Source organism: Calothrix sp. 336/3 (assembly GCF_000734895.2).
Taxonomy (GTDB): Bacteria; Cyanobacteriota; Cyanobacteriia; order Cyanobacteriales; family Nostocaceae; genus 336-3.
Map to the genome: position 1 here is coordinate 4,144,781 of NZ_CP011382.1, position 21,059 is coordinate 4,165,839.

A 21,059-nucleotide genomic window follows, 5' to 3' on the forward strand; every position below is an offset into this window, starting at 1 on the left:
CCTCTACTCTAACTATGTTGGTAACAAATACCTGCCTGTTTAAACCTGTGGATGACTTCACCTAGGCGATCGCAATCTGCAATCAAGCTAATACGTACATATCCTTCCCCACCTTCACCAAAAGCATTCCCAGGAGTCACAACTACCCCAGTTTGTTGCAACACTTGCAAAGCAAAATCCGTGGAACTCATCCCCACAGGAGTGGGAACCCAAAGATACATTGTCGCTTGAGTTTTCGGAATCTGCCAACCTAAATCCCCTAAACCCTGAATCAGGAAATCCCGTCGGGTAACATAACGAGTCTGCACTTCTTGTAAGAAAGAGTCAGGTAATTGCAACGCAGTTTCGGCAGCTGCTTGGAGTGCGGCAAAAATCCCGTAATCTAAATTCGTCTTCAGAGTTCGTAAACCTTGAATTACATGACGATTGCCAACTACAAACCCCACACGCCAACCCGCCATATTATAGGTTTTAGACATGGTATGAAACTCCACACCAATCTCCTTAGCCCCAGGAATTTCTAGTAAGCTGGTAGGTTGATAACCATCAAAGGCTAATTCCGCGTAACACAAATCATGGACTAGTAAAATTTCATACTTGTGAGCAAAGGCAACGATTTCCTCGAAAAACTCACGAGGGGCAGTTGCTGCCGTCGGATTACTAGGATAATTAAAGTATAAAATTTTTGCTTTCCTGGCGACTTCTTCTGGAATTGCTTTCAGGTCAATCAGCCAATTATTCTCAGGCTTGAGAATTAAACTGTGAACCTGTCCGCCAGCGATGACTGGTCCCCGAAAATGTACGGGATAGGAAGGTGATGGAACTAACACCACATCTCCAGGATTAATATAGGCAAGTGCCAAATGTCCTAAACCTTCCTTAGAACCCAATAAAGGCAAAGCTTCACTATCTGGATCGAGACTTACCCCATAGCGACGGTGATACCAAGCAGTTATTGCCCGTCGGAAACTTGCTGTACCTTCAAAGGGGGGGTAGCCGTGGTTTGCCGGATTTGCCAAAGCAGCTTGAGCAGCTTCTATTACCAGTGCCGGTGTTGCCCCATCCGGGTTTCCCATCCCCAAATCAATCAAATCTAAGCCCTGTTCCCGTGCTTTTGCCTTGAGTTCGTCTAAGCGGGCAAAGGGGTATGCAGGTAATCTTTTTATCCGTTCTGCTGGGGTAATCCAATCCAAGCTCATTACTCAACCTCGTCACTTGCTCCTAGGGTGGAGACGCGCATAATATCTTTATTATCTGTGGGTGCAGTGGTCGAAACCATTGCCGCCATTAATTGTTCTGTAGCCACTTTAAAAGGTAATCGATGGATATCAGAATTTGGTGCAAGGGCAATTTCTGCCGCTTGCTGCAATTCCCCCAAGGTGATATTACCTAAACCTAAATCTGTCAAAGTGCGGGGCAAAGCGATTTCGCCGTAAAATTTCAGTAATTGTTGTCTTGCTGATGCGGCTAGCTGATTACCCTGCACCATTTCTTCTAGACGCAACTGCACCAAAATCCCAAAGGCTACTTTCTCTCCATGGATGCTACCCCGTCCACAAATATGGGTTAAACCATTATGTACTGCATGGGCAGCAACGGTGCGACACTGCGCTCCACCAACTCCTCCAATCACACCTGCAAGTAATACGGTTGCATCTACAACTTCCTGCCAAACCTGGCTACCGGGTGTTTCTAGGGCAGTAGCTGACTTTTGGAACAGGATATCTCGCAGAACCCGCGCTTGCTGCACGGCGGAAATAATCAAAGTTTGCTCTGAGTGTCCACTGCTCACACAAGCTTCGTACCACTTGGCGATCGCATCCCCAATTCCTGCTACTAAAGTTCTTTGGGGGGCAGTCTTAACTAAATCATAATCTAGAATCACCAAGTCTGGGCAACGTTCTAGGGCAACATCATATAAAAATGCCCCGGCATCGGAATATACATTCGATAGGGCTGTCCATGCAGCACAGGTTGCTGCCGAGGTGGGGATTGTCACCACTGGCAACTTGAGTTGATGGGCAACTAACTTGGCTGTATCTAGGGCTTTACCACCACCCACACCAATAATCACATCTGCTTTGTGTTCCTTGGCAGCTTTACGTAGGTGTTTGAGACTAGCCTCACTACAATCAGGGCTATAAGCCACTACATGGCAATCTAAGCTGGGGTGTTCTAGTAAGGGTTGGAGATAGGTGGTAACTTTTTCTAAGTTACTGCCACCAATAAACAAAGGACGAATACCCAGGCGAGTAATTTCTTCTCCCACCTGAGACAATATGCACGAACCACGGAGAACTCTGGCTGGTGCTACCGTGAGCGTGAGTACGGAACTAGTAGTTTGAGTAGACAACTTTGCCGCAGATTGATTAAGCATATAACTAATTAATTAACACTATCATTTTCGAGATATTTTTAAACACTCAGAATCAAGAATGGCAAATTGGCAATTATTTTTCTGATTTATTCCTAGCCTATCCTTTGATTTTGTAATTCAGAATAATATTTTACCTGGAAATAAAAATTTTGTATTATGATGTGTCCCTGGCGATCGCCTGCATCCCTAACTCCTGTAGCAGCCTGTAAGGGTAACTCTTCCGTGAAAAAATAAAATTTTCCTATTATATTGTCTCTCTTCCGAAAGATGTAATTTTGCCCGTGTAGATACTACATTAGAAATAAAAGGCACCTCCCCCTAGGGGTAAAAATATGCAATCTGCAACAGATACAGGGAATACCGCACCAGAAAGAGTTGAATTATCTTTTAAACAACCAGTACTAAAACTAGGTTCCCAGGGAACGGCAGTCAAGGAATTACAAACATTTTTACAAAAACTCGGTTTATACGCAGAAGCATTAGATGGTGAGTTTGGGGAGTTCACTCAAATGGCTGTGAAGAAATACCAACGCCAGGTGTTTCTCCCAGAGGATGGAATTGTGGGGTTACAAACCTGGCGATCGCTCTATACTGACTCCCCTGTAGATATGCCAGAGTTGCAAAGGGGTAGCCAAGGTGATTTGGTAATGCGAATACAACGACGTTTGAAGAGAAGTAGCGATTATATTGGCTATGTAGATGGTGATTTTGGTGACATCACTGCGGCAGCTGTAGAAAGTTTGCAGCGTCGTCACGAAATACTAGTTACAGGAATTGTTGATAGTCAAACCTGGCGGGCACTCAGTAAAATTATTTACTAGTAGTTTGTCCCATTAATTTTGATAGTTTGTAGTCAGGGCTTTACCCATATTTCTCACAAAATGGTAGGAGGGGATTCACGAGTATCTTGTGGATGATTGAAGCATATTTGTCAACCTGCCCTTACAGTCTCTGGACTTAGGTTTCATAAAGAGGTGTGAGAAATCGGGTTTCAGCCCTCGATTTGAGCAACAAATTACTTACTACAAACCCTTCATAACTTATGGGACAGACTACTAGTTGGATATGGGGAATGGGTTATCACAAAATACCCTACCCTTTTCTATCAGGCAGTTTGTTTTGCGATCTGGGCAAGTTTGTCTTGATAAATTTCTATTGCCATTTCCGAATCTTCGCGGGAGGCGAGCGATCGCTGCACTTGACCGAGGTATAAAGGAATTGATAGCCCAGGTTGAGGGTGAATAACTGTCCTCACACGAATTGTCATTTGATTATCTTGTCCCCCTAAGCGTCCATAGGAATATAAATCACTGGCTGCTTGCTGGAGAGTCGCTTCTAGCTGTGTGGGATTAATATTGGGGGGGACTGAAATGACTGTCTGTGCGCCTCCATTGTCATAAATCAAGCTGTAGTGAACTGAACCAGGAATGAGAGTTCTGGTTAACGGTGCAAGGGAGAGGGTAAATAAACCTGCTGTCAGCACAATCATAAATCCCGTTGCTCCCACCAAGCGGAAACGAAATCCTAGCTTGAAAATAAAAGCAATGATCATCAGGACAGCAAAAACTAGGGTCGCAATTCCTGACCACTGGGTATACTGAATAAAATTTGTGCTTGTTGGCATAAAAATGGATAGACTTGATGAAATCTCGTATCAATATAGCCATCCTAGTATGATTTTGGTGTTGCCGAATCAAGCGTAAATTTCAGAGTTATGGAAATCTGGTAATGGGCGATCGCCACCCTAGAAAGAGATATCTGCCGTCACCGAATTTATTGCAGGTTTCTTAGGAACTTCTGCTACGATTGCTCGATGATAATGGTGATCGCCTCTTTATGCCAACTCTTAATTGACAGCTCCCTGGGCTTCCTGATAAATAATCTCTTGGAATTGAATCACATCTTTTTGAGGGTCAGCTAGGGTTACTTTCACCAAGACTTGCTCACCTAAATTTACCGGACGACGGAACAACATTGGTAACTGTAAGCCTAAATCTTCTAAGAGAATCAATGCTAATCCACTATCTTCCCGCAGCCACATTAATACCACTACTTCCCAAACTTGTTCTGGCTGACGGCGTAAATACTCTAATGCCCAATATCTATTAGTCTGCCGCTCTACCATTGTGACTTCTTGGGTAATCGTAGAAACGGTAATCATCACATCTCGCAGTTGATCCGCATTGAAAGGAGGCGCGTCACCACGCAGGTGTGCTTTCAACTGGAAGTGGGTGAGTAAGTCACTATAACGGCGAATGGGTGATGTTGCCTGGGTGTAAGTATCTAAACCTAGCCCCGCGTGACGGAGGGGGGTAATACTCATTTCACTCTTGGGCATACACCGCCGCATGGCGCAGGAACGGACAAAACCTGCGGGTAGTTGGATTAATTCTTCCTCTGGAGGCAGTTCCGGTTGGGGTTGTCCGCGAAAGGGTAGGGGGATGTTATGTGCTTGACCGTATCGAGCAGCAACTTCTCCAGCCAGAATCATCATTTCTGCTACGAGTTCGCGGGAATGGGAGTCATCAAGAATATCAATACTAATATCATCCCCTTTGACTTTTATCATTGCCTCCGGCATATTAATGCTGATGGCTCCTTGATGATTACGCCAAGCTTTACGCTTTCTTGCCCAAGTGGCGATCGCGGCGATTTCCGGTTCTGCCTGCAAATCCAGCATTTCGTCTACATCTTCATAGGTGAGGCGGTATGTAGGCTTTATGACACTGGCATGAATAGTATAATCAGCAACTGCTCCTAAGTCATCAAGGACAACCCCAAAGCTGAGAGCACAGCAGACTTTTCCCTGAACTAAGCTCATCGGTCCTGTTGCCAGTAACTCTGGAAACATCGGAACCATTCCAGTAGGTAAATATACGGTTGTACCACGCTTCCTAGCTTCTAGGTCTAAATCGTCTTCTGGTATCAACCAGCGAGTCGGGTCAGCGATGTGTACCCATAACCGCTCCCGTCCATCGGGTAGTGTTTCCCAACTCACCCCATCATCAATCTCAGTGGTACTTTCATCATCAATCGTATATACCTTGAGATGGGTTAAATCTACACGGTTGGCATCGGGATCGGGCGGATGCATGTCTAATCGCTGTTGCGCCACTTCTACCACCTTTGTTGGAAATTGGACTGGAATTGACGATCGCCGTAAGAATAAGTTTTCGTGGGGACTCCAGCAACCCAGGTCTACTAAAAGTTGATAGGCTCCATGGGGTGTTGCAGAACGCCCCAGCAGATTCATCGTTTCCAGGACTGGCGCTGGCGGTGGGTAGGCACGGGCAAGGGAATCTTGATTGACTCCCGTACGCACAACATCAGCGAGGAGGGCAGCATACTTTTCTATGGCTTCCAAGCGGTGACGGTCGTGTTTTTGCCATTCCACGGGTTCACCTTGGAGCGCTTGTTCTACCCTGACTAGAAATTCTTGCTGCCCTTTGGCTTTGAGGGCTTCCACTTCTAACTGATGCTTACGTTCAGCAACCTGGGCTGTGGTACGGGGTTCGTAAGCATCACCCTTCTGTTTAAAGTATATTTTGTCATCTGATAATAGATAGTGGGCAGCATAGCACTGGTAGGGGGCAGATTCGGAAAATAGCAAATTTGCCAGGGACGTAGGGGTGACAGTTTCCGCATCTTCTACCAGTAGCTCCCACGCTACTTCCAAGCTGGAGGGGTCGAGGTATGGCTGAACTTCGGCTAAAAACTTGCCAATTTGTGTTGGTTCGTAAGCTTGCCCTGTCACGGTGTATGTGACTTGTCTAGGGGCGAGACTGTGGGATTGTCCCCGTTCATCTACTACAAACCAACGGGTCTTACCATCTGGACGGTCTACTACACCCAGACGGCGTTCGCTTTGTAGTCTAAATTCAACTAGCGTCCCCTTCTCCACAAGCCCCTTGAAGTATTATTTAGATGTGAGATTTGAGATGTGAGGATTAAATACTAAATACTTAACCCTAAAAAAATAACTAAAACTTGATGCCAATTTTAGACCTTGGAGTCAGAAATTGCGTCCAATCTGATTGTGATAATTCAATTTCCCTTGAACATTTCTAACCCAAAATCCAAAATCTGTTTTAGCCTTCTGCATTGATAAATGGCAACAGTGCCAAAATCCGCGCCCGTTTGATGGCGAAGGTTAATTCCCTCTGTTGCTGACATGTCAATCCGGTGATCCGACGGGGGAGAATTTTGCCGCGCTCAGTGATGAATTTACGCAACAGGTCAACATCTTTGTAATCTATGGGGTCTCCGGGTTTGATGGGAGACAAACGACGACGATAGTAGCTCATTTTGGTCTATTTGATTTCCTTGTGAACAGTATGCTTGTTGCAGTGGGGACAGAACTTTTTCAGTTCTAAACGGTTGGTGGTGTTACGACGATTTTTCATGGTTGTATAACGCGAAACACCGGGAGAACGTTTATCTGGATTTGTACGACACTCTGTACATTCCAGTGTCACGATAATGCGGACACCTTTAGCTTTAGCCATAATCTGAGAAACTGTGAAGCCAGCAAAGAATTAACACAAATCCCTATCTTCTCACATTTCGCCGCCAAGTTTCAACTAAACGTTTGACTTTTATATCTAACGAATAGCCCCGACGGGACGAAACTATCATAGTCCCGGCATAGCGATCATGCAAAGCTTGCCGAAACTGAGTATCAGATACAGCAGCACCGCAATCAATCGCCAGGGGAAGCATTAGTAGTATAGCAGTGGGATTGCGAAGTATGTTATTCCAGGCGATCGCTACTAATAAAGCACTAGCCCCAACGATGGCTTCCCTTTTTAATAAGGTAGGTAAATCAGGAACTCTTCCGCGCTCTGATTCTAGGACTTTGATGTCAAAAGCCCATTTTCCTAGACTTTGCCCCTGATTGCTATACACAAGCAGCACCCGAAATCCTAACCAAGCAAAAATAAATACTAGTATTTGTAAAAATTGAATTCCCACATCACCGGTTGCCAGCAGGGAACTGAGTAACCAAGTACCCAGGAAGTCAATCCCTAAAGCCATCGCACGTCGTCCAATTTGGACTCTGGGGTATTTTTTTTGGGGAATGGGTTCAATAGTCATATGGTATGGAGAAATGCACTATGGCACCTCTGTACAGGGAAAAATAGGAGTTAGTTAGGTCATATCTCTACTTTACAAAATCAGGCGATCGCCGCGATGATGCTGACTCTATAATCTTGGCAGTTATCTGCTAGTCAGATTTCCCAGAGATTCAATACACCCGACAGAAACATATTCACATAACACCGCCCCAGCTATTGCTTACACAAATTAAAGATACTTCACTGGCAGCATCAGCTTTTCCTGTAAAAAGATGACAGATGTTTTTCTGACACATAGTTATGGCGGTGAATCTAAGAAAATATTAGATTAAATGTAGGACAATATCACAGCATTTTTCCGATTGCAAATATTCATGAATTGGCGGATAAATTATTCTGCTAAAAAATAATATCTTGAGCTAGGTTTTCTGTTGCTGTCGATTTGCAGAATATAGCTAAATTGAGCAGGTTGCATTATAAAGGAATGGTTGAATAGCCAGAGTAAATCCTTGCCTCTGTGCAGGGATGATAGATACATATGCAGGATTTTATTAACACCCATAAATTAAAGATATATTGAGATAAAAAATGCAAGGTCAACTCATTCATACAAGTTTACTGACGGATACAGATAAATGTGAGATGTATCTGTTATTGAATAATCATTTTCAAGGTGTACAACATTCAGTTTTTTCCCAAGATTTAAAGGAGAAAAATTGGGTAATCCTTCTCAGAGATGAAAACACTAGTCACCTCAAAGGCTTTTCGACTTTGTTAATGTATGACAGAGTATTTCAAGGAGAAAAAATTAGTGTTGTCTACTCTGGTGATACGATTGTAGATCCTAGCGCTTGGTCGAGTTCTGCCCTGTCACGGACTTGGATTTCGACAGTTAATATGTTGCGACAAGAATATACTGAAGGTAAATTATACTGGCTGCTAATTTCTGGAGGCTACCGCACATATCGTTTTCTGCCTTTATTTTGGCGAGAATTCTACCCCCGTTATGATATGCCAACGCCTAACAATATGCAACAATTAATACATATCTTGGCTGGCGATCGCTTCGGTACAAATTATCATCCCCAGGAAGGTGTAGTCAGATTTACCCATCCCCATATTTTGCGGGATAAACTCCATGGTATACCGGAAGAGCGTCTGCAAGACCCCCATATTCGCTTTTTTCAACAGGTGAATCCTGGACATATTCAAGGAGATGAATTAGTCTGTTTGACAGAAATCTCTGAAGAAAACTTGACATCTGCGGGAAGAAGAATATGGTTTAGTAAGTCATTGGTTGTGAGTCAATTATCAAAGTAGTTTTACGAGTTTTTGTTATTTTCTTGATGTCGTCAAATGAATGGTCAATCAACAATCACCAATACCCATAATCGACCAAAAAACTTTAATAATCCGACAAGTTTTATTGAAGGTTGGTATTGGGTAATCCCATCCCGTGAGTTACACATTCAACAGATAAAAGCTGTAAATTTTTTAGGTAAAGAATTAGCAATTTACCGCACTCAAGATGGTAAAATTATTGCAGTAGATGCCTATTGTCCTCACATGGGAGCGCACCTAGCAGAGGGTAAAGTAGATGGTGAGGGAATCCGGTGTTTTTTCCATAATTGGAAATTTGCTAGTGATGGTACTTGTGTAGAGGTTCCCTGTATGGGGGCAGCATTGCCTGTTAAGATTAAGACTTGGCACACTGTGGAAAAATACGGATTGATATGGATATGGACAGGAGAAACACCGCACCAATCCTTACCTTTTGTGCCAGAATTGGCAGAGGAAGAATGTGATTTTGCCTTTGGTTCTCGATTTCAGAAAAATTGTCACCCTAATGTGTTGATGATTAATGCAATTGATGCCCATCATTTTAATACAGTTCATAATTTCCCGGTCGAAATTGTTTTTAAGCGCCAAGAAATTAACGATAATGCGATTACTTTTAGCAATACGACAAGGGGGGGAGAGGATTCAATTTTTCTGAAATTAATTCGCCCTTTTTATCAAGAAGCAGTCACCTATAGTATGTGCTATTGGTATGGTAGTACAGGTACGGTGACGGTGGGTCCTGATTTCTTACATTTTCATATTATGTTTACCCTGCGATTATTGGAGGGGGGGAAAACCGAGGGACAAACTATTTTAATTACGAAAAAACGTCCTGGTTTGTGGGGATGGTTATTTAATCGAGTCATCCTGTGGTTGACAAAACTAGTTGGAAATTATTTTGCCAAAGGTGATACTAAAATATTTCAAACTATTAAGTTTGATTTAAAAACTCCGACAAAAGCGGATACTTCTATTTTACAATTTATTCAACATGTTGAAAAGCAACGGGCAATAGCTTGGCAAAGTTGGGAATCTGTGAACTAAGTAAGTCGATGAAAATAAACCCAACTATGTAACAGAATGTAAAATTGACAAAACCGTTGCGGTTGCTTCATTTCACTTCGTTTCATTCGCAATGACATACATTGAAATTTTCACACCGACCTACTTAGATAAAGAGAGAAATAAGAATTTTATTATTGTTTGCTTCTATTCTGTGGAAAGTTACTTTGTTCATAGGTAGTAGCATTGCTGTGAAATTATTGTCTAGCTTCTATTTCATGCAATTTCACGAAAATTATCAAACATTTCTATATTTTGAGAAGTTTATAAAATAAGTATTTTAAAATTATACGTATTGCAAATTGTTATCAACCATAGTTATATATGAGTAAACCCATGAATAATTTAATTGCTGGTTTTAATTTACCTCATGTGTCTAAAGAGAGTAAAATTAATAGGATTTTAGATGCGGCTTTAGCTAGTCGCGAAATTGAATATTTCAACAGTTCTCAAGCTAGAGAAATTACTCCTGTCTATTGGAAAGAAGATTATTTCAACTTAAATAAGCTATCTATTTTTTGTGATGGAACTGGTGAGGATAAACACAAAATTTTAGAGCTTTGTAATTATCAACTACTAGAAGAAGCTTATTTTATTGAAAAAGCTGGTGTCGGTTATATGGCAAAAATGGTGACACTTGCTGACACGTTAGAGGAGCGGATGTTATATGGATTATTTTGCGGAGACGAGGTGACACATCTAGCTCAAATTAGCCATTTTTGCCAAGCTGAAAATTTTCAAGCAACGAATAATTTATTTTTGCAACTATTAGGAGAGGTGGTAGAAACTGAAGATAAATCTGTGATGTTGTTTATCTTGCAAGTTGTTTTGGAAGGTTGGGGGTTGAGTCATTACCGCAGTTTGGCAAAAAATTGTCAGGATGGAGAATTGAGTCAGGTTTTACAGAGTTTTTTGGATGATGAGAGTCGTCATCATGGTACAGGGGTAAATTTGTTAGAGCAGGTGATGGTAAATTCTGTCAGTGAAAAAGTGATGATAGAGACTCTAGCTTTATTCTTGCAGATGGTGCAGGTGGGACCCCAGGGAGTTGTGACAGCAATTGAGCAGGTGAAAGGATACCTTTCCCGTCAGGATAAAATACGGATATTAGAAGAACTAGATACTGAAAACCATAGTGGTACTCGATTGAAGGTGTTGCGATCGCTAATGCGTCATCCGAATACAGAAAATCTGGTTGCAGAGTTGGAAGGAATGGGATGTTTTCAACCCCTAGCAGCAGAGAAGTGTGTTTAAAATTTAATTAATACATGAGAATTTCAGATGCTTTTAGAACAAAAACCAGCTTTAATTGATAATCAGAAAACTTTTCGCCGCCTACAAATTAATCATACTCGTAATCGTCAACAAGACCATACGCAATTACTAGAGGAAGCAACAGCAAATTTTTCCTATGTCGATTGCAAAGATGAATATTGGAACCCAGAACAATTTTCCCTATTCTATGGAACACCTCTTTGGGAGGAAGCAACACCTAGTCAAAGGATAATTTTAAATCAACTATATTGGGTGGCGTACTATTCTCAAATTATTTCTGCCGAAATTGCCACTATTTATTTCAATCAAACGAGTGCAACTGCTCTCTATGCCCACGAAGATTTTCGGATTATTTGTGATACTCTAGATTTAGAATCTGCTCAAGAGCGTGCCCACATTCATGCTTTTCGAGTCGTTTCCCAGGAAGTAGAAAATTATTGTTTTGGTAAACAAATTTTTACTTATCCTATGCGAACCCCCTTTACAGAAACGATGGTGTTTGCAGACACGAGTTTTTTTCAAGAAAAATGGAAGAAGTTACAACTCAAAGCATTTGGGTTACTTTCCGCAGATAATATTTTTCTCGGTTGTCAATATTTTACAGTGCGCGGTTTACGGACTTTGAATGGAAAGTTAGTGCAACATAAACTGAGTAACTACTACCAAAAGCATCCTAACCAACAGCAAGCACCAATTCCTGCTAAGATTTCCTACTATCATTTCATGGATGAAAGTTTTCACTTCAATAGTTCCACAATTATTTCCCATGACGTGATTAATTGCCTCAAACCACCGACTCAATTTGAAAAGTATATTGCCAATTTGGGTATACGTGGTTGTCAGCAAGACCATTATAACTTTTCTGTGGCGATTAATGGGATTTTTTGGTATGACCCGGCTTTATATTATGCTGTCTATGAAATATTGCGATCGCCAGTTTTTAATATGTCTGAAAAAGATGCTCAAGAAATGATGCGTCGTTGCTTTACTGAAGAAACGGAAGCGCTACATCTGAGCTATAAAACCCACAGAGAAGCAATGGAATCCTATAAGGTTTATCTGGAATCTTTGGATTATGTTTGGCAAAGTAATAAAAATATGTCCTTAATGCAAGTCAACTCAATTGAGAGGTACTTGAAAACTCAAAAAGTGAAATTTAAACAAGTTTTTTATTCTGTCTGATAATTTAGGAATCTGAATTTTTCCACAAAAATAGCAATTCCTCAATTCTTGCTATCTAATAAATCAATTTTAAACCATCTCAACCAAATTTCCTCAAATTATGAATTAATATTTATCTCTATCATCTCTACCCGTTACTCCCATGTCACACAACCATGCATCTCTCAATCAAAATACTCAACCTCTAATTAATATGCCAATTTTCAATAATTGGGATGTAGTGACAAAGGGTTGGTACTTAGTTTGTGCGAGTCGAGAAATTTCCTTACAGCAAGCAAAATCTTTCACTCTCTGTGGACAAAGAATTGTCATTTTTCGTGGTAAAGATAGTAAAATTCGAGCTTTGGATGCATTTTGCCCTCACCTCGGAACTGATTTAGCAATTGGGAAAGTAGATGGTAATTTAATTCGTTGTTTTTTCCATCATTGGGCATTTAGTGGTGACGGAATCTGTCAAGATATTCCCTGTCAAAAGGATATACCAAGTAAAGTCAAATTACAAGCCTATGCTACCGATGAAAAGTATGGTTTTATTTGGGTATATCCAGACAAAAATGCTCCCCAAGGAGTTGCGGAATTTGACGAATTAATGGGAAAGCAAATCATCTCCCTTCCTGACAAATCTTTCACTAGAAACTGCCACCATCACATATGTATGATGAATGGAATTGACGCTCAACATTTGCAAACTGTTCATAAATTAAATATTCAAATGGAGTTGTCTTTAGAGGAATATTCTCAAGGAACAATAATTGACTTTACCCTGAGTGGAAAATTTCCCCAGACAACAGCAAGGGAGAAAATTGCTCAAAGCTTGATTGGGGAAGAATATGCGTATACCATGCGATATGCAGATGGGTGTATCGGACTTTTAACAATTATGAAAAAAGCCAAAATTATCCCACCTCTACATATGATTTATGCTTACACACCTTTAGCACCAGGAGTCACCCGAATTCAACCAATTTACGTGACAGCAAAACGTCAAGGAATTTTTGGTTTTCTCCTCACCCATTTTTTACTGTTGCTAACTAGACTTGCGTATTATTTTCTGCGAGGTGAAGATGGCATGATATATGACAATATTCGCTATAACCCGAATAATATCCTGAATATTGATACACCCTTAGTAAAATATATGCAATATGTGAACCAACTTCAGCCTGCAATTTGGTCAAAATAAATCTTGACTCTTCTATGAAACAATATACTATTACTTTCACCCACAGTCACCATCCACCTCTGAAATTAGCAGAATATCAGTTACTCTCAGAACATTTAACTGTGGAAAATTCTCCTTTGTTATTTGGTTGTCGTACAGGAATTTGTGGTACTTGCTTAATAGAAGTTAGTGGTAATATTTCCCCTGCAACGGAGGAAGAAACAGAAGTTTTAGAAATTTTAGCCCCAGGAAATAAGAAAGCTAGACTTGCTTGTCAAATTCAAGTAACTGGGGATATGGAAATTTGTCGAATATAGATAACTATGAAATTTGAGGATTTTTGGTATATCGTTTGCGAGAGTCAACAGCTCAAACCCCATACTGTATTACAAAGAACCGTTTTAAATGAATGGTTAGTAGTATTTCGGGATGAAAATGGAGAAGCAGTTGTATTGCGCGATCGCTGTATGCATCGTAACAGTCGTCTCTCCCCTGGTAAAGTCTGCCAAGGCAAAATTCACTGCCCCTACCACGGATGGGTGTACGATAAGACTGGGCAAGTTGTGGCTGTACCAGCAGAAGGAGAAAACTTTCAAACTATAGCTACAAGAAAAACTCGACGCTACCATACTCAAGAAAAGGATGGTTTCGTTTACGTCCGTTTAGCTGAAAATCCTACAACAGAGTTTACACCCTTTGCAATGCCTTTTTATCGGCAACCGGGATGGGAAACAGTACGAGTTATCAACCGTTTTCGTAACAACGTGACTAACTGTGCAGAAAACTTCATTGATATTCCCCACACTGCTTCCGTACATCCAGGAGTTTTTCGTAAACCCCGTCAGCAGCAGCTAGAAATGACGGTACGAAGATGCAAAGGTTCAGTTTTTGTGGAATACCGCAACGAAACCAATAACTTAGGTTGGTTTTCCCGTTTCCTCAACCGCAAAGGTTACGAAATACGTCATACCGATAGTTTCCATATGCCCAACATCACTAGTGTGGAATATGATATGGGAAACCAGCGCCGACTTTTCATCACCAGTCAGTCAATTCCTGAAACAGAGAATTCCACCCTAGTCTACACCGATGTTACTTATAACTATGGGATTTGGAATCAATTAGCTCGTCCTTTTATTCACTGGACTGCTCAATATATTATCCATCAAGATGTGCAGATTTTGGGCATTCAAGGAGAAACTATCGAAAAATACGGTACACAGTTTGCCAATACCCCCGCAGATACTATCCATGTCTTTGTGGAATCAATTCGCAAACAAATTGCCACGGGAGAAGATCCCAGAAATCTGTCAGAGAAGTCTGTCAATATTAAATTTTGGGTGTAAATCAAAAGTAATTTCCTCTATCTAGGAGTTATAGCTCTTAAAATAAATCAAAATAATTTAATAATTTTGTCATTCAATTCAATTTTATTTAGAAAAAGAAGTGGCAAAGCCACTTCTAAGTAATTCCCAGGTAGAACCTGATGATTAGTATAACGGGCATCATAATTACAAATAGTATAAAGTAACACTTATTAACGTGATATGGTAATATTCTTAACTTTTATAATTCTAGTTACAGTAACTGTAATAGATAAAAATCGCTGGAGTATTCTACTGAAAAAAAAACTGAGTGATTGGTTTTTAGATACCGTAGGATTATTATTTCAAGGAATTATCATTCCCGTTCTACAATACACAATTGTATTTAAGTTCTATCAATATTTTTTACCTCATTACCAAGGTAGTTTAAATTGCCATCCCCTCGTAGGATTTTGCCTCAGTTTTATTTGTGTAGATTATTTATATTATTGGAATCATCGTTTATTGCATAGCTCTTGGTTGTGGAAATTGCATCAAGTGCATCATACTGTCACAGACATGGATGTTTTTGGAACATCTAGAAATACTCTATGGACAAGTTTTTTAATTATCTATCTGTGGATTCATCCCTTATTTATCTATCTTTTAGACAATCCTACTGGGTATATTTTTGGTGCAAGTCTGACATCTGCACTAGATTTGTGGCGACATAGTGTGTTTTCACCTTCAGGGGAATCATGGCTTTTTCGCTGTTTATCGCCTTGGTTAATTTTACCACAAGACCATGGATGGCATCATGCTGCAAGTGATATTCAGGTTAACTTTGGGGGTAATTGGAAAATTTGGGATAGGTTGCACCAGACTTACTGGAAATCATCAGCAGTTCCAGAAAAGTTAGGAATAGAAGTTACCTGGAAACTGTCTCAAAAACTATTGCTCTTTTAATTTAATATTTCCCTCTTCTACTGATTGCAAATTGCCCTCACTGGCATATTTTTTAGCTCAGAACCAGGCTTGTAATGTATAAAATATCGTCAAAATATCATTAATCTTACCAATATTTACCACTATTATGAATCTAGATATTAAGCAAATAACAGCAGAGTCTCAACCAGAAAAAATGACTCTCTTGAGTACAATTCTTTCCTTTTTTCCCTTATTTATCATTATTCTAGGATGTAGTTGCTTACTCTGGATATGTACCGCTCCTAGTTTTTTTAGTGTCTTGAGTCTGATTTTGACTCTGTATGCTTTACCTCTATTGATATATAAAATACACAATTACTTTTATCCAATTTCAGAAGGAATTAGCTATCTTCAAGGAAAAGCCTATTCTCCTTGGTGGGGGAGTTATCAAATTCAAGTAATATATATTACCTTCCCCATCCTAGAATCTCTCCTACGTTTAATCCCTGGAATGTTTTCACTATGGTTGCGATTGTGGGGTGCAAAGGTGGGAAAAGGAGTATATTGGACACCACATTTAGAAATTAGCGATCGCGGTTTTTTAGAAATCGGTGACTACGTAATTTTTGGACACAAAGTAGGAATCTATTCCCATGTGATCAAACCTCGGAAAGATAACCTGATGCTGTATGTCAAAAAAGTTCAAATCGGTAGTCACTCATTTATTGGTGCTGGTTCATACCTAGGAACGGGTGTAGTGATTACTGAGGGAAGTTTAGTTAACGCAGATAGTAAATTATTCCCCAATCAAAAATATTGAGATTTTTCCCTAAAAGATGATGTAAGGATTAAGCACAACCTATAGCTATTTATCGCTATACTTTTGCAAAATAATTATGGCTTGTCAGAGACAAACTATTCCTAGAGAGGTGAAAGCAAAGCCATTCCCTCCTAGGGAAGACAGTTGAAACCAAAGTTTTTAACTCATTACTATAGCTAAAATCCTTACCCAGTAAAGCAAATCAGGATTCAAGTCATAAATATACACCCTAGGCAAATTTATTGCTTTGATTAGAAAAAACTATCAAATTTATCAAAAACTATAACAGTCTTTATCTTTAATGCTAAAATTTTATCTAAAATTACTGATATTATTTAGCAAAAGTCTTGAGAATACTTCCCAAATGAGGAGCGAGAAATGAAAGTTAGCAAACAAGGTTTGCTGGGGTTTAGTGCTGCCTGTTTAGCAGTAGCTGGTATAGCTGCAAGTCCACTAGGGGGTACGGAGGCGATCGCTAAGCCACTGGCAAACATCAAAGAGCAAACTTTACTTGCTCAAAATCAAAAGGCTTTAACAATAGTTTTTCCTAGTCGTTCTGATAGCACTGACTTGCAAACAAAAGCTAATGCAGTGGCTGCATTTTTAAGCAAGGAACTGGGAATGCCAGTTAAAGCACAAATTGGAGATGACACCGCAGCAGTGGAAGCTCTACGAGCTAATCGTGCAGATGTCGCATTTTTAAGTAGTCGCCCAGCATTGAAAGCGGAAAGTTTAGCCAATGCCAAGCTCTATCTAGCAGAAGTTCGTGACAACTACTCTGGAAAATATACCTATAATTCAATATTTGTTGTCCCGAAAAATAGCCCCTTAAAAACTGGTACCGATGCCAAAAAAACCTTGGGGCAGTTGAAGGGTAAGAAAATGGCATTTACCTCTCCCACCTCCGGTTCTGGGTTTATTTTCCCTGTAAGTCAGTTGGTGAAAGCAGGTTTTGTCCCCAATAAAGACCGTTTGGACGGTTTCTTTGGACAGGTAAGTTACGGTGGTAACTATAGCAAAGCATTACAAGCTGTTCTGCGTGGACAAGCGGAAGTCGCGGCAGTCTCAGAATATGCCTTGTTCTCTCCCTACATCACTGCCGAAGAAAAGAATCAATTGCGTATACTCTACAAAATTCCAGGTGTGCCAGCCCACGGTATAGCTATTGATGATGATGTGGCAGCACCAATGCGGGAAAAAATCATCAATGCCATGCTGAAGTTGAATCAGCCGAAGAATAATCAATTGCTACGTAGTCTTTACAACTCCACAGAGTTAGTGCGGGTTGATCATAACCGTCACCTAGCACCTGTACGTAATGCCTTGAAATTAGTCGGTATGGAGCCATAGAAATATCATCCCAGGGGAAGGAAAACAAAACCTTTCCCAAATACTCATCTTGCAGGTATGGGGTAAAAACCTCGTATATGTTAATAAGCTCAGTTTTTCGTTGGAAGTATATCGGCATTCCTGAGTAACAGAATAGTGAAAAATAGTTTTATATTTAACTAAGTAATTGCCAGATACTCAGTGAAATGAAATGGGTGAAATTATCTGTTGTCAAAGATTTGCAGCCAATGTCTCTGTACTCACCACAACTGTATAACCCCCTTGATTATTACTCAGTACTAGTTATTCAGCGCCCCCATAGGATTGGTAGTTAGCAAAAAATGAATGATATCGCCATTGAGTGTAAAAATGTTCAAACTCCATATTCCCATTCTTTGCAACGCCCTATTATCAATGGAGTGAATTTACAAATACACAGAGGTGAATTTGTGGCATTGTTGGGACTCAATGGTGCAGGAAAGTCAAGTTTACTGCGATCGCTAGTCGGGTTAGTTCCCATTCATCAGGGTAATATCTATATTAATGGTAATTCTGTCAGCCCTCGAACCTTACCCCAAACTCGACGCGATGTAGCAATGTTATTTCAGGGTGGAGGTTTAATTCGTCAACTCTCAGCCATAGATAATGTGTTGTGTGGACGCTTAGGAGTTAGAAATACTTGGCAAACGTTCTGGGGTTTTTCCAAACGCGATCGCCATCTAGCTCAGGAACTCCTAGAACAGTTAGGATTAAAAGATAAAATCCACGAGAAAGTCAGTAAACTCAGTGGTGGGCAACAACAAAGGGTAGCGATCGCCCGTGCATTAATTCAGTCACCCCAAATACTCCTCGCAGATGAACCCATTACAGGTTTAGATGTTCTTGCTTCTGAGCAAGTTATGCAGATTCTCTCAGAATTAAATTCCCAACAAAAAATCACTATCGTCACAGTTTTACATGATTTAACTATCGCTGCCAAATATGCCCAACGAGCGATAATTTTATCTGCCGGTTGCGTGATTTATGATGGCGATGCCAACAATCTTCCGTCCAAATTTGCCCAAGTTTAAAATGAAAAATCTCCCTATTTTTTCTCAATGGGTAATTTATTTACTCATATTTTTTATAACTATTTTTATTTATACCTGGGCACTGCAAGGTATCGGTGTGGACACTCAAGTCATGCAGGATAGCTTAACCTATGTCAGTAAGTTTCTTGCGGACTTTTTCCCCCCCAATTGGGAAGTTTTGGATATTGCAATCAAAGCATTAATTGAAACAATGCAGATGTCCCTATGGGGAACCACCATCGGCGCAATTCTCTCCATCCCCATTGCGATCGCCAGCGCTCGTAACACCGCCCCCATCTGGTTACAATGGTTGGCGAATTTTCTCCAAAACGCTGTACGTTCCGTTCCTTCCATCATTCTGGGACTAATTTTCGTCGCCGCCACCGGTTTGGGTGCAGCTGCCGGAACCCTTGCCCTCAGTATTTATACTATTGGCTACCTGGCAAAGTTTTACCAACAAGCAATCGAAGCGGTAGATTCTCGCTCCTTGGAATCACTCCAAGTTATTGGTGCGTCAAAATTACAAATTGCCCAATATGGCATTATTCCCCAAGTCTTACCCTTGAGCCTAGGTTACACCCTGTGGATGTTTGAATATAATATTCGCGCTGCTTCAGTATTGGGTGTTGTCGGTGCCGGGGGTATTGGTTTTCAACTCAAAAGTTATATTGATGGCTTTGAATATACCAAAGCAACAACCATGATGCTAGTACTACTCGTTGTTGTCACCCTAATCGATACTGTCAGTAGTCAATTGCGTCAACGCTTAGAGGGGATGTAGTCAAGTTGCTTGTCTCCAATTCACAATTGCAATAGTTATAGATTTAAATCTATAGCTAAAAATAAAATACTCAAATAAAACAATGGGTAGATTGGAAGGAACCTACCCGTTTTCTATAAGAACCACTTATTGCTAATCTATTGCAAAAAACTGAGTAAATCTATCTGCGTAATTTCAGCAGGAAGCTTTTAATAAAGTTTTGCATTAACTAAGGGCTGAATGGGGGTGACTAGCAAAATTAGTCAGGGGTAGAATGGTATTGATTGACTCTTCCGGCTTTGGCTCAACGGACTTTGCAGCAAAATGCTTGTCTACAACTTGCGGTATTTGACGAGCTTGAATCCGACTGTAGCGAGTTTTATCCGGCATTACTAAATTTGGTCCTGCCTTACAGTTTTTCATGCAACCAGTACCTTTGATCGTCACTTGCTCTGCCAAACCGCGATCGCCCAAAGTTTTTTGCAGTACTTGGCACATCTCCTTGCCACCCCGCTTCATACAGTCGGACTTCTGGCAAACTAAGATAGTCCCACTCTGAGATTCTGCCTTCTCTTTCTTGGGTGTCACACTCGCAGAAAACTGTGATGTTTGAGCCGGAATCGTTGACAAACGTGCAGCCATCACGCTTTCTGCCTTCAGTCTGACTTCCCCAGTCTTACTGTCATATTTTTTTTCGCCGACAACCTGTAACCAAGTTCCTTTCGGTAATCGCCAATCAAAAGCTACTCGTAAATGCTTGGCTAATTTGACATGACATTCACCTTCATAAGTCTCTAAAATCAGACCTTTCAGCTTATAGCCATCCTTAATTAAGAAGTCAGAAAAGCGTCCTTCTAGGGAAAATTTTGATACTTCCTGGTTTTGGTAAATACCCATATTCTTGACCTATTTACATCTCAAATTTTTTGTTTTATTTTTCTGAACCAGACTGTTGCCAACAAGTTTCTAACAACCCAATCAACTCCTGACGAGTAGCTGTCAACCTTCTCATCACACCCCAAAATTGAACTGCGGTACTCACATCCTCAAGCTGTACCGTTAAAGGTTGATTAGTTTGACACCAGCAGGGAATATCCAGTTCTTGCAAACGTTGATAGACTTGCCAACGTTCTGCCCAATCAATCTCTACAATTTGCTTGCCTTGAATTTCTGCGTTGAATGATTTCAAGATTACTCCCTCAAAAGCGCGACAAACTTGCAGTAAGTACTAGGTCTTTACTGCCTCACAGTGGTGAATATTGAAAGTTTTGCCCTTCCTTCTAGAATAACCTAAGTGCAAATAATTCTCATAAGATTTTGCAAATTTTTTTCAGGTGTATCTTCCAATACAGCAGGATTCAGGATTATTCACGCC

22 protein-coding genes are annotated in these 21,059 nt (G+C 40.6%); 13 read left to right on the forward strand and 9 right to left on the reverse strand.

The window, feature by feature from the left end:
• Positions 1 to 8: 8 nt before the first annotated feature.
• Together IJ00_RS17260 and IJ00_RS17265 are read right to left on the reverse strand one after the other, a co-directional pair.
• Positions 9 to 1,199 (reverse strand): aspartate aminotransferase, encoded by a 1,191-nt coding sequence (locus tag IJ00_RS17260; RefSeq protein ID WP_035154883.1) that lies wholly within the window; start codon positions 1,197 to 1,199, stop codon positions 9 to 11.
• A complete protein-coding gene (locus tag IJ00_RS17265) occupies positions 1,199 to 2,377 on the reverse strand; it encodes an iron-containing alcohol dehydrogenase family protein (protein WP_035154885.1) in 1,179 nt (392 codons plus the stop codon). The genes IJ00_RS17260 and IJ00_RS17265 overlap by 1 nt, the downstream gene beginning before the upstream one ends.
• 332 nt (positions 2,378 to 2,709) lie before the next feature.
• Between IJ00_RS17265 and IJ00_RS17270 the strand changes: the two genes are divergently transcribed.
• Positions 2,710 to 3,198, forward strand: coding sequence for a peptidoglycan-binding protein (locus tag IJ00_RS17270; protein ID WP_035154887.1), 489 nt, complete (start codon positions 2,710 to 2,712; stop codon positions 3,196 to 3,198).
• A 284-nt stretch (positions 3,199 to 3,482) separates the two neighbouring features.
• Here the strand turns inward: IJ00_RS17270 and IJ00_RS17275 are convergent, their stop codons facing one another.
• From IJ00_RS17275 to IJ00_RS17290, 5 genes are all read right to left on the reverse strand, one after another.
• A complete protein-coding gene (locus IJ00_RS17275; RefSeq protein WP_035154889.1) occupies positions 3,483 to 4,001 on the reverse strand; it encodes a Ycf51 family protein in 519 nt (172 codons plus the stop codon).
• Positions 4,002 to 4,223: 222 nt separating this feature from the next.
• Positions 4,224 to 6,278, reverse strand: coding sequence for a ribonuclease catalytic domain-containing protein (locus tag IJ00_RS17280; protein WP_035154891.1), 2,055 nt, complete (start codon positions 6,276 to 6,278; stop codon positions 4,224 to 4,226).
• 187 nt (positions 6,279 to 6,465) lie between these two features.
• A complete protein-coding gene (gene rpsR / locus IJ00_RS17285; RefSeq protein ID WP_035154892.1) occupies positions 6,466 to 6,681 on the reverse strand; it encodes a 30S ribosomal protein S18 in 216 nt (71 codons plus the stop codon).
• A 6-nt stretch (positions 6,682 to 6,687) separates the two neighbouring features.
• Positions 6,688 to 6,882: a 50S ribosomal protein L33 gene (rpmG, locus tag IJ00_RS27835; protein ID WP_035154896.1), complete on the reverse strand. Its 195-nt coding sequence runs from the start codon at positions 6,880 to 6,882 to the stop codon at positions 6,688 to 6,690.
• Positions 6,883 to 6,925: 43 nt separating this feature from the next.
• A complete protein-coding gene (locus IJ00_RS17290) occupies positions 6,926 to 7,471 on the reverse strand; it encodes an RDD family protein (RefSeq protein ID WP_035154898.1) in 546 nt (181 codons plus the stop codon).
• 569 nt (positions 7,472 to 8,040) lie between these two features.
• On the opposite strand from IJ00_RS17290, the gene IJ00_RS17295 reads away from it, so the two are divergent.
• The 12 genes from IJ00_RS17295 (at position 8,041) to phnE (ending at position 19,705) form a co-directional block, all read left to right on the forward strand.
• Positions 8,041 to 8,772, forward strand: a complete 732-nt coding sequence (locus tag IJ00_RS17295; protein WP_035154900.1) for a hypothetical protein — start codon at positions 8,041 to 8,043, stop codon at positions 8,770 to 8,772.
• Between the two features lie 36 nt (positions 8,773 to 8,808).
• Positions 8,809 to 9,837 carry an aromatic ring-hydroxylating dioxygenase subunit alpha gene (locus tag IJ00_RS17300; protein WP_035159215.1) on the forward strand — a complete coding sequence of 343 codons (1,029 nt, stop codon included), beginning with the start codon at positions 8,809 to 8,811 and terminating at the stop codon, positions 9,835 to 9,837.
• 354 nt (positions 9,838 to 10,191) lie between these two features.
• Complete coding sequence (locus tag IJ00_RS17305) at positions 10,192 to 11,109, forward strand: ferritin-like domain-containing protein (RefSeq protein ID WP_035159217.1); 918 nt, start codon at positions 10,192 to 10,194, stop codon at positions 11,107 to 11,109.
• 27 nt (positions 11,110 to 11,136) lie between these two features.
• Positions 11,137 to 12,312, forward strand: coding sequence for a P-aminobenzoate N-oxygenase AurF (locus IJ00_RS17310; protein WP_035154901.1), 1,176 nt, complete (start codon positions 11,137 to 11,139; stop codon positions 12,310 to 12,312).
• A 142-nt stretch (positions 12,313 to 12,454) separates the two neighbouring features.
• On the forward strand, positions 12,455 to 13,495 hold the full coding sequence (locus tag IJ00_RS17315) for an aromatic ring-hydroxylating dioxygenase subunit alpha (RefSeq protein WP_035154903.1): 1,041 nt from the start codon (positions 12,455 to 12,457) through the stop codon (positions 13,493 to 13,495).
• 14 nt (positions 13,496 to 13,509) lie between these two features.
• Positions 13,510 to 13,791 (forward strand): 2Fe-2S iron-sulfur cluster-binding protein, encoded by a 282-nt coding sequence (locus IJ00_RS17320; protein WP_035154905.1) that lies wholly within the window; start codon positions 13,510 to 13,512, stop codon positions 13,789 to 13,791.
• A gap of 6 nt (positions 13,792 to 13,797) precedes the next feature.
• On the forward strand, positions 13,798 to 14,820 hold the full coding sequence (locus IJ00_RS17325) for an aromatic ring-hydroxylating dioxygenase subunit alpha (RefSeq protein ID WP_035154908.1): 1,023 nt from the start codon (positions 13,798 to 13,800) through the stop codon (positions 14,818 to 14,820).
• Positions 14,821 to 15,021: 201 nt separating this feature from the next.
• Positions 15,022 to 15,744 carry a sterol desaturase family protein gene (locus IJ00_RS17330; protein WP_035154911.1) on the forward strand — a complete coding sequence of 241 codons (723 nt, stop codon included), beginning with the start codon at positions 15,022 to 15,024 and terminating at the stop codon, positions 15,742 to 15,744.
• A gap of 127 nt (positions 15,745 to 15,871) precedes the next feature.
• On the forward strand, positions 15,872 to 16,525 hold the full coding sequence (locus tag IJ00_RS17335) for an acyl transferase (RefSeq protein ID WP_339366950.1): 654 nt from the start codon (positions 15,872 to 15,874) through the stop codon (positions 16,523 to 16,525).
• Positions 16,526 to 16,903: 378 nt separating this feature from the next.
• Positions 16,904 to 17,875, forward strand: a complete 972-nt coding sequence (locus IJ00_RS17340; protein ID WP_035154913.1) for a phosphate/phosphite/phosphonate ABC transporter substrate-binding protein — start codon at positions 16,904 to 16,906, stop codon at positions 17,873 to 17,875.
• 320 nt (positions 17,876 to 18,195) lie between these two features.
• Entirely contained in the window at positions 18,196 to 18,924 is a 729-nt protein-coding gene (locus IJ00_RS17345; RefSeq protein ID WP_035154916.1) for a phosphonate ABC transporter ATP-binding protein, read from the forward strand.
• A 1-nt stretch (position 18,925) separates the two neighbouring features.
• Positions 18,926 to 19,705: a phosphonate ABC transporter, permease protein PhnE gene (phnE, locus tag IJ00_RS17350; RefSeq protein WP_035154920.1), complete on the forward strand. Its 780-nt coding sequence runs from the start codon at positions 18,926 to 18,928 to the stop codon at positions 19,703 to 19,705.
• A gap of 204 nt (positions 19,706 to 19,909) precedes the next feature.
• On the opposite strand, the gene IJ00_RS17355 is transcribed toward phnE, so the two are convergent.
• Complete coding sequence (locus IJ00_RS17355) at positions 19,910 to 20,581, reverse strand: (2Fe-2S) ferredoxin domain-containing protein (protein ID WP_035154922.1); 672 nt, start codon at positions 20,579 to 20,581, stop codon at positions 19,910 to 19,912.
• A gap of 34 nt (positions 20,582 to 20,615) precedes the next feature.
• Positions 20,616 to 20,873, reverse strand: a complete 258-nt coding sequence (locus IJ00_RS17360) for an Asr1405/Asl0597 family protein (protein WP_035154925.1) — start codon at positions 20,871 to 20,873, stop codon at positions 20,616 to 20,618.
• Positions 20,874 to 21,059: the final 186 nt, after the last annotated feature.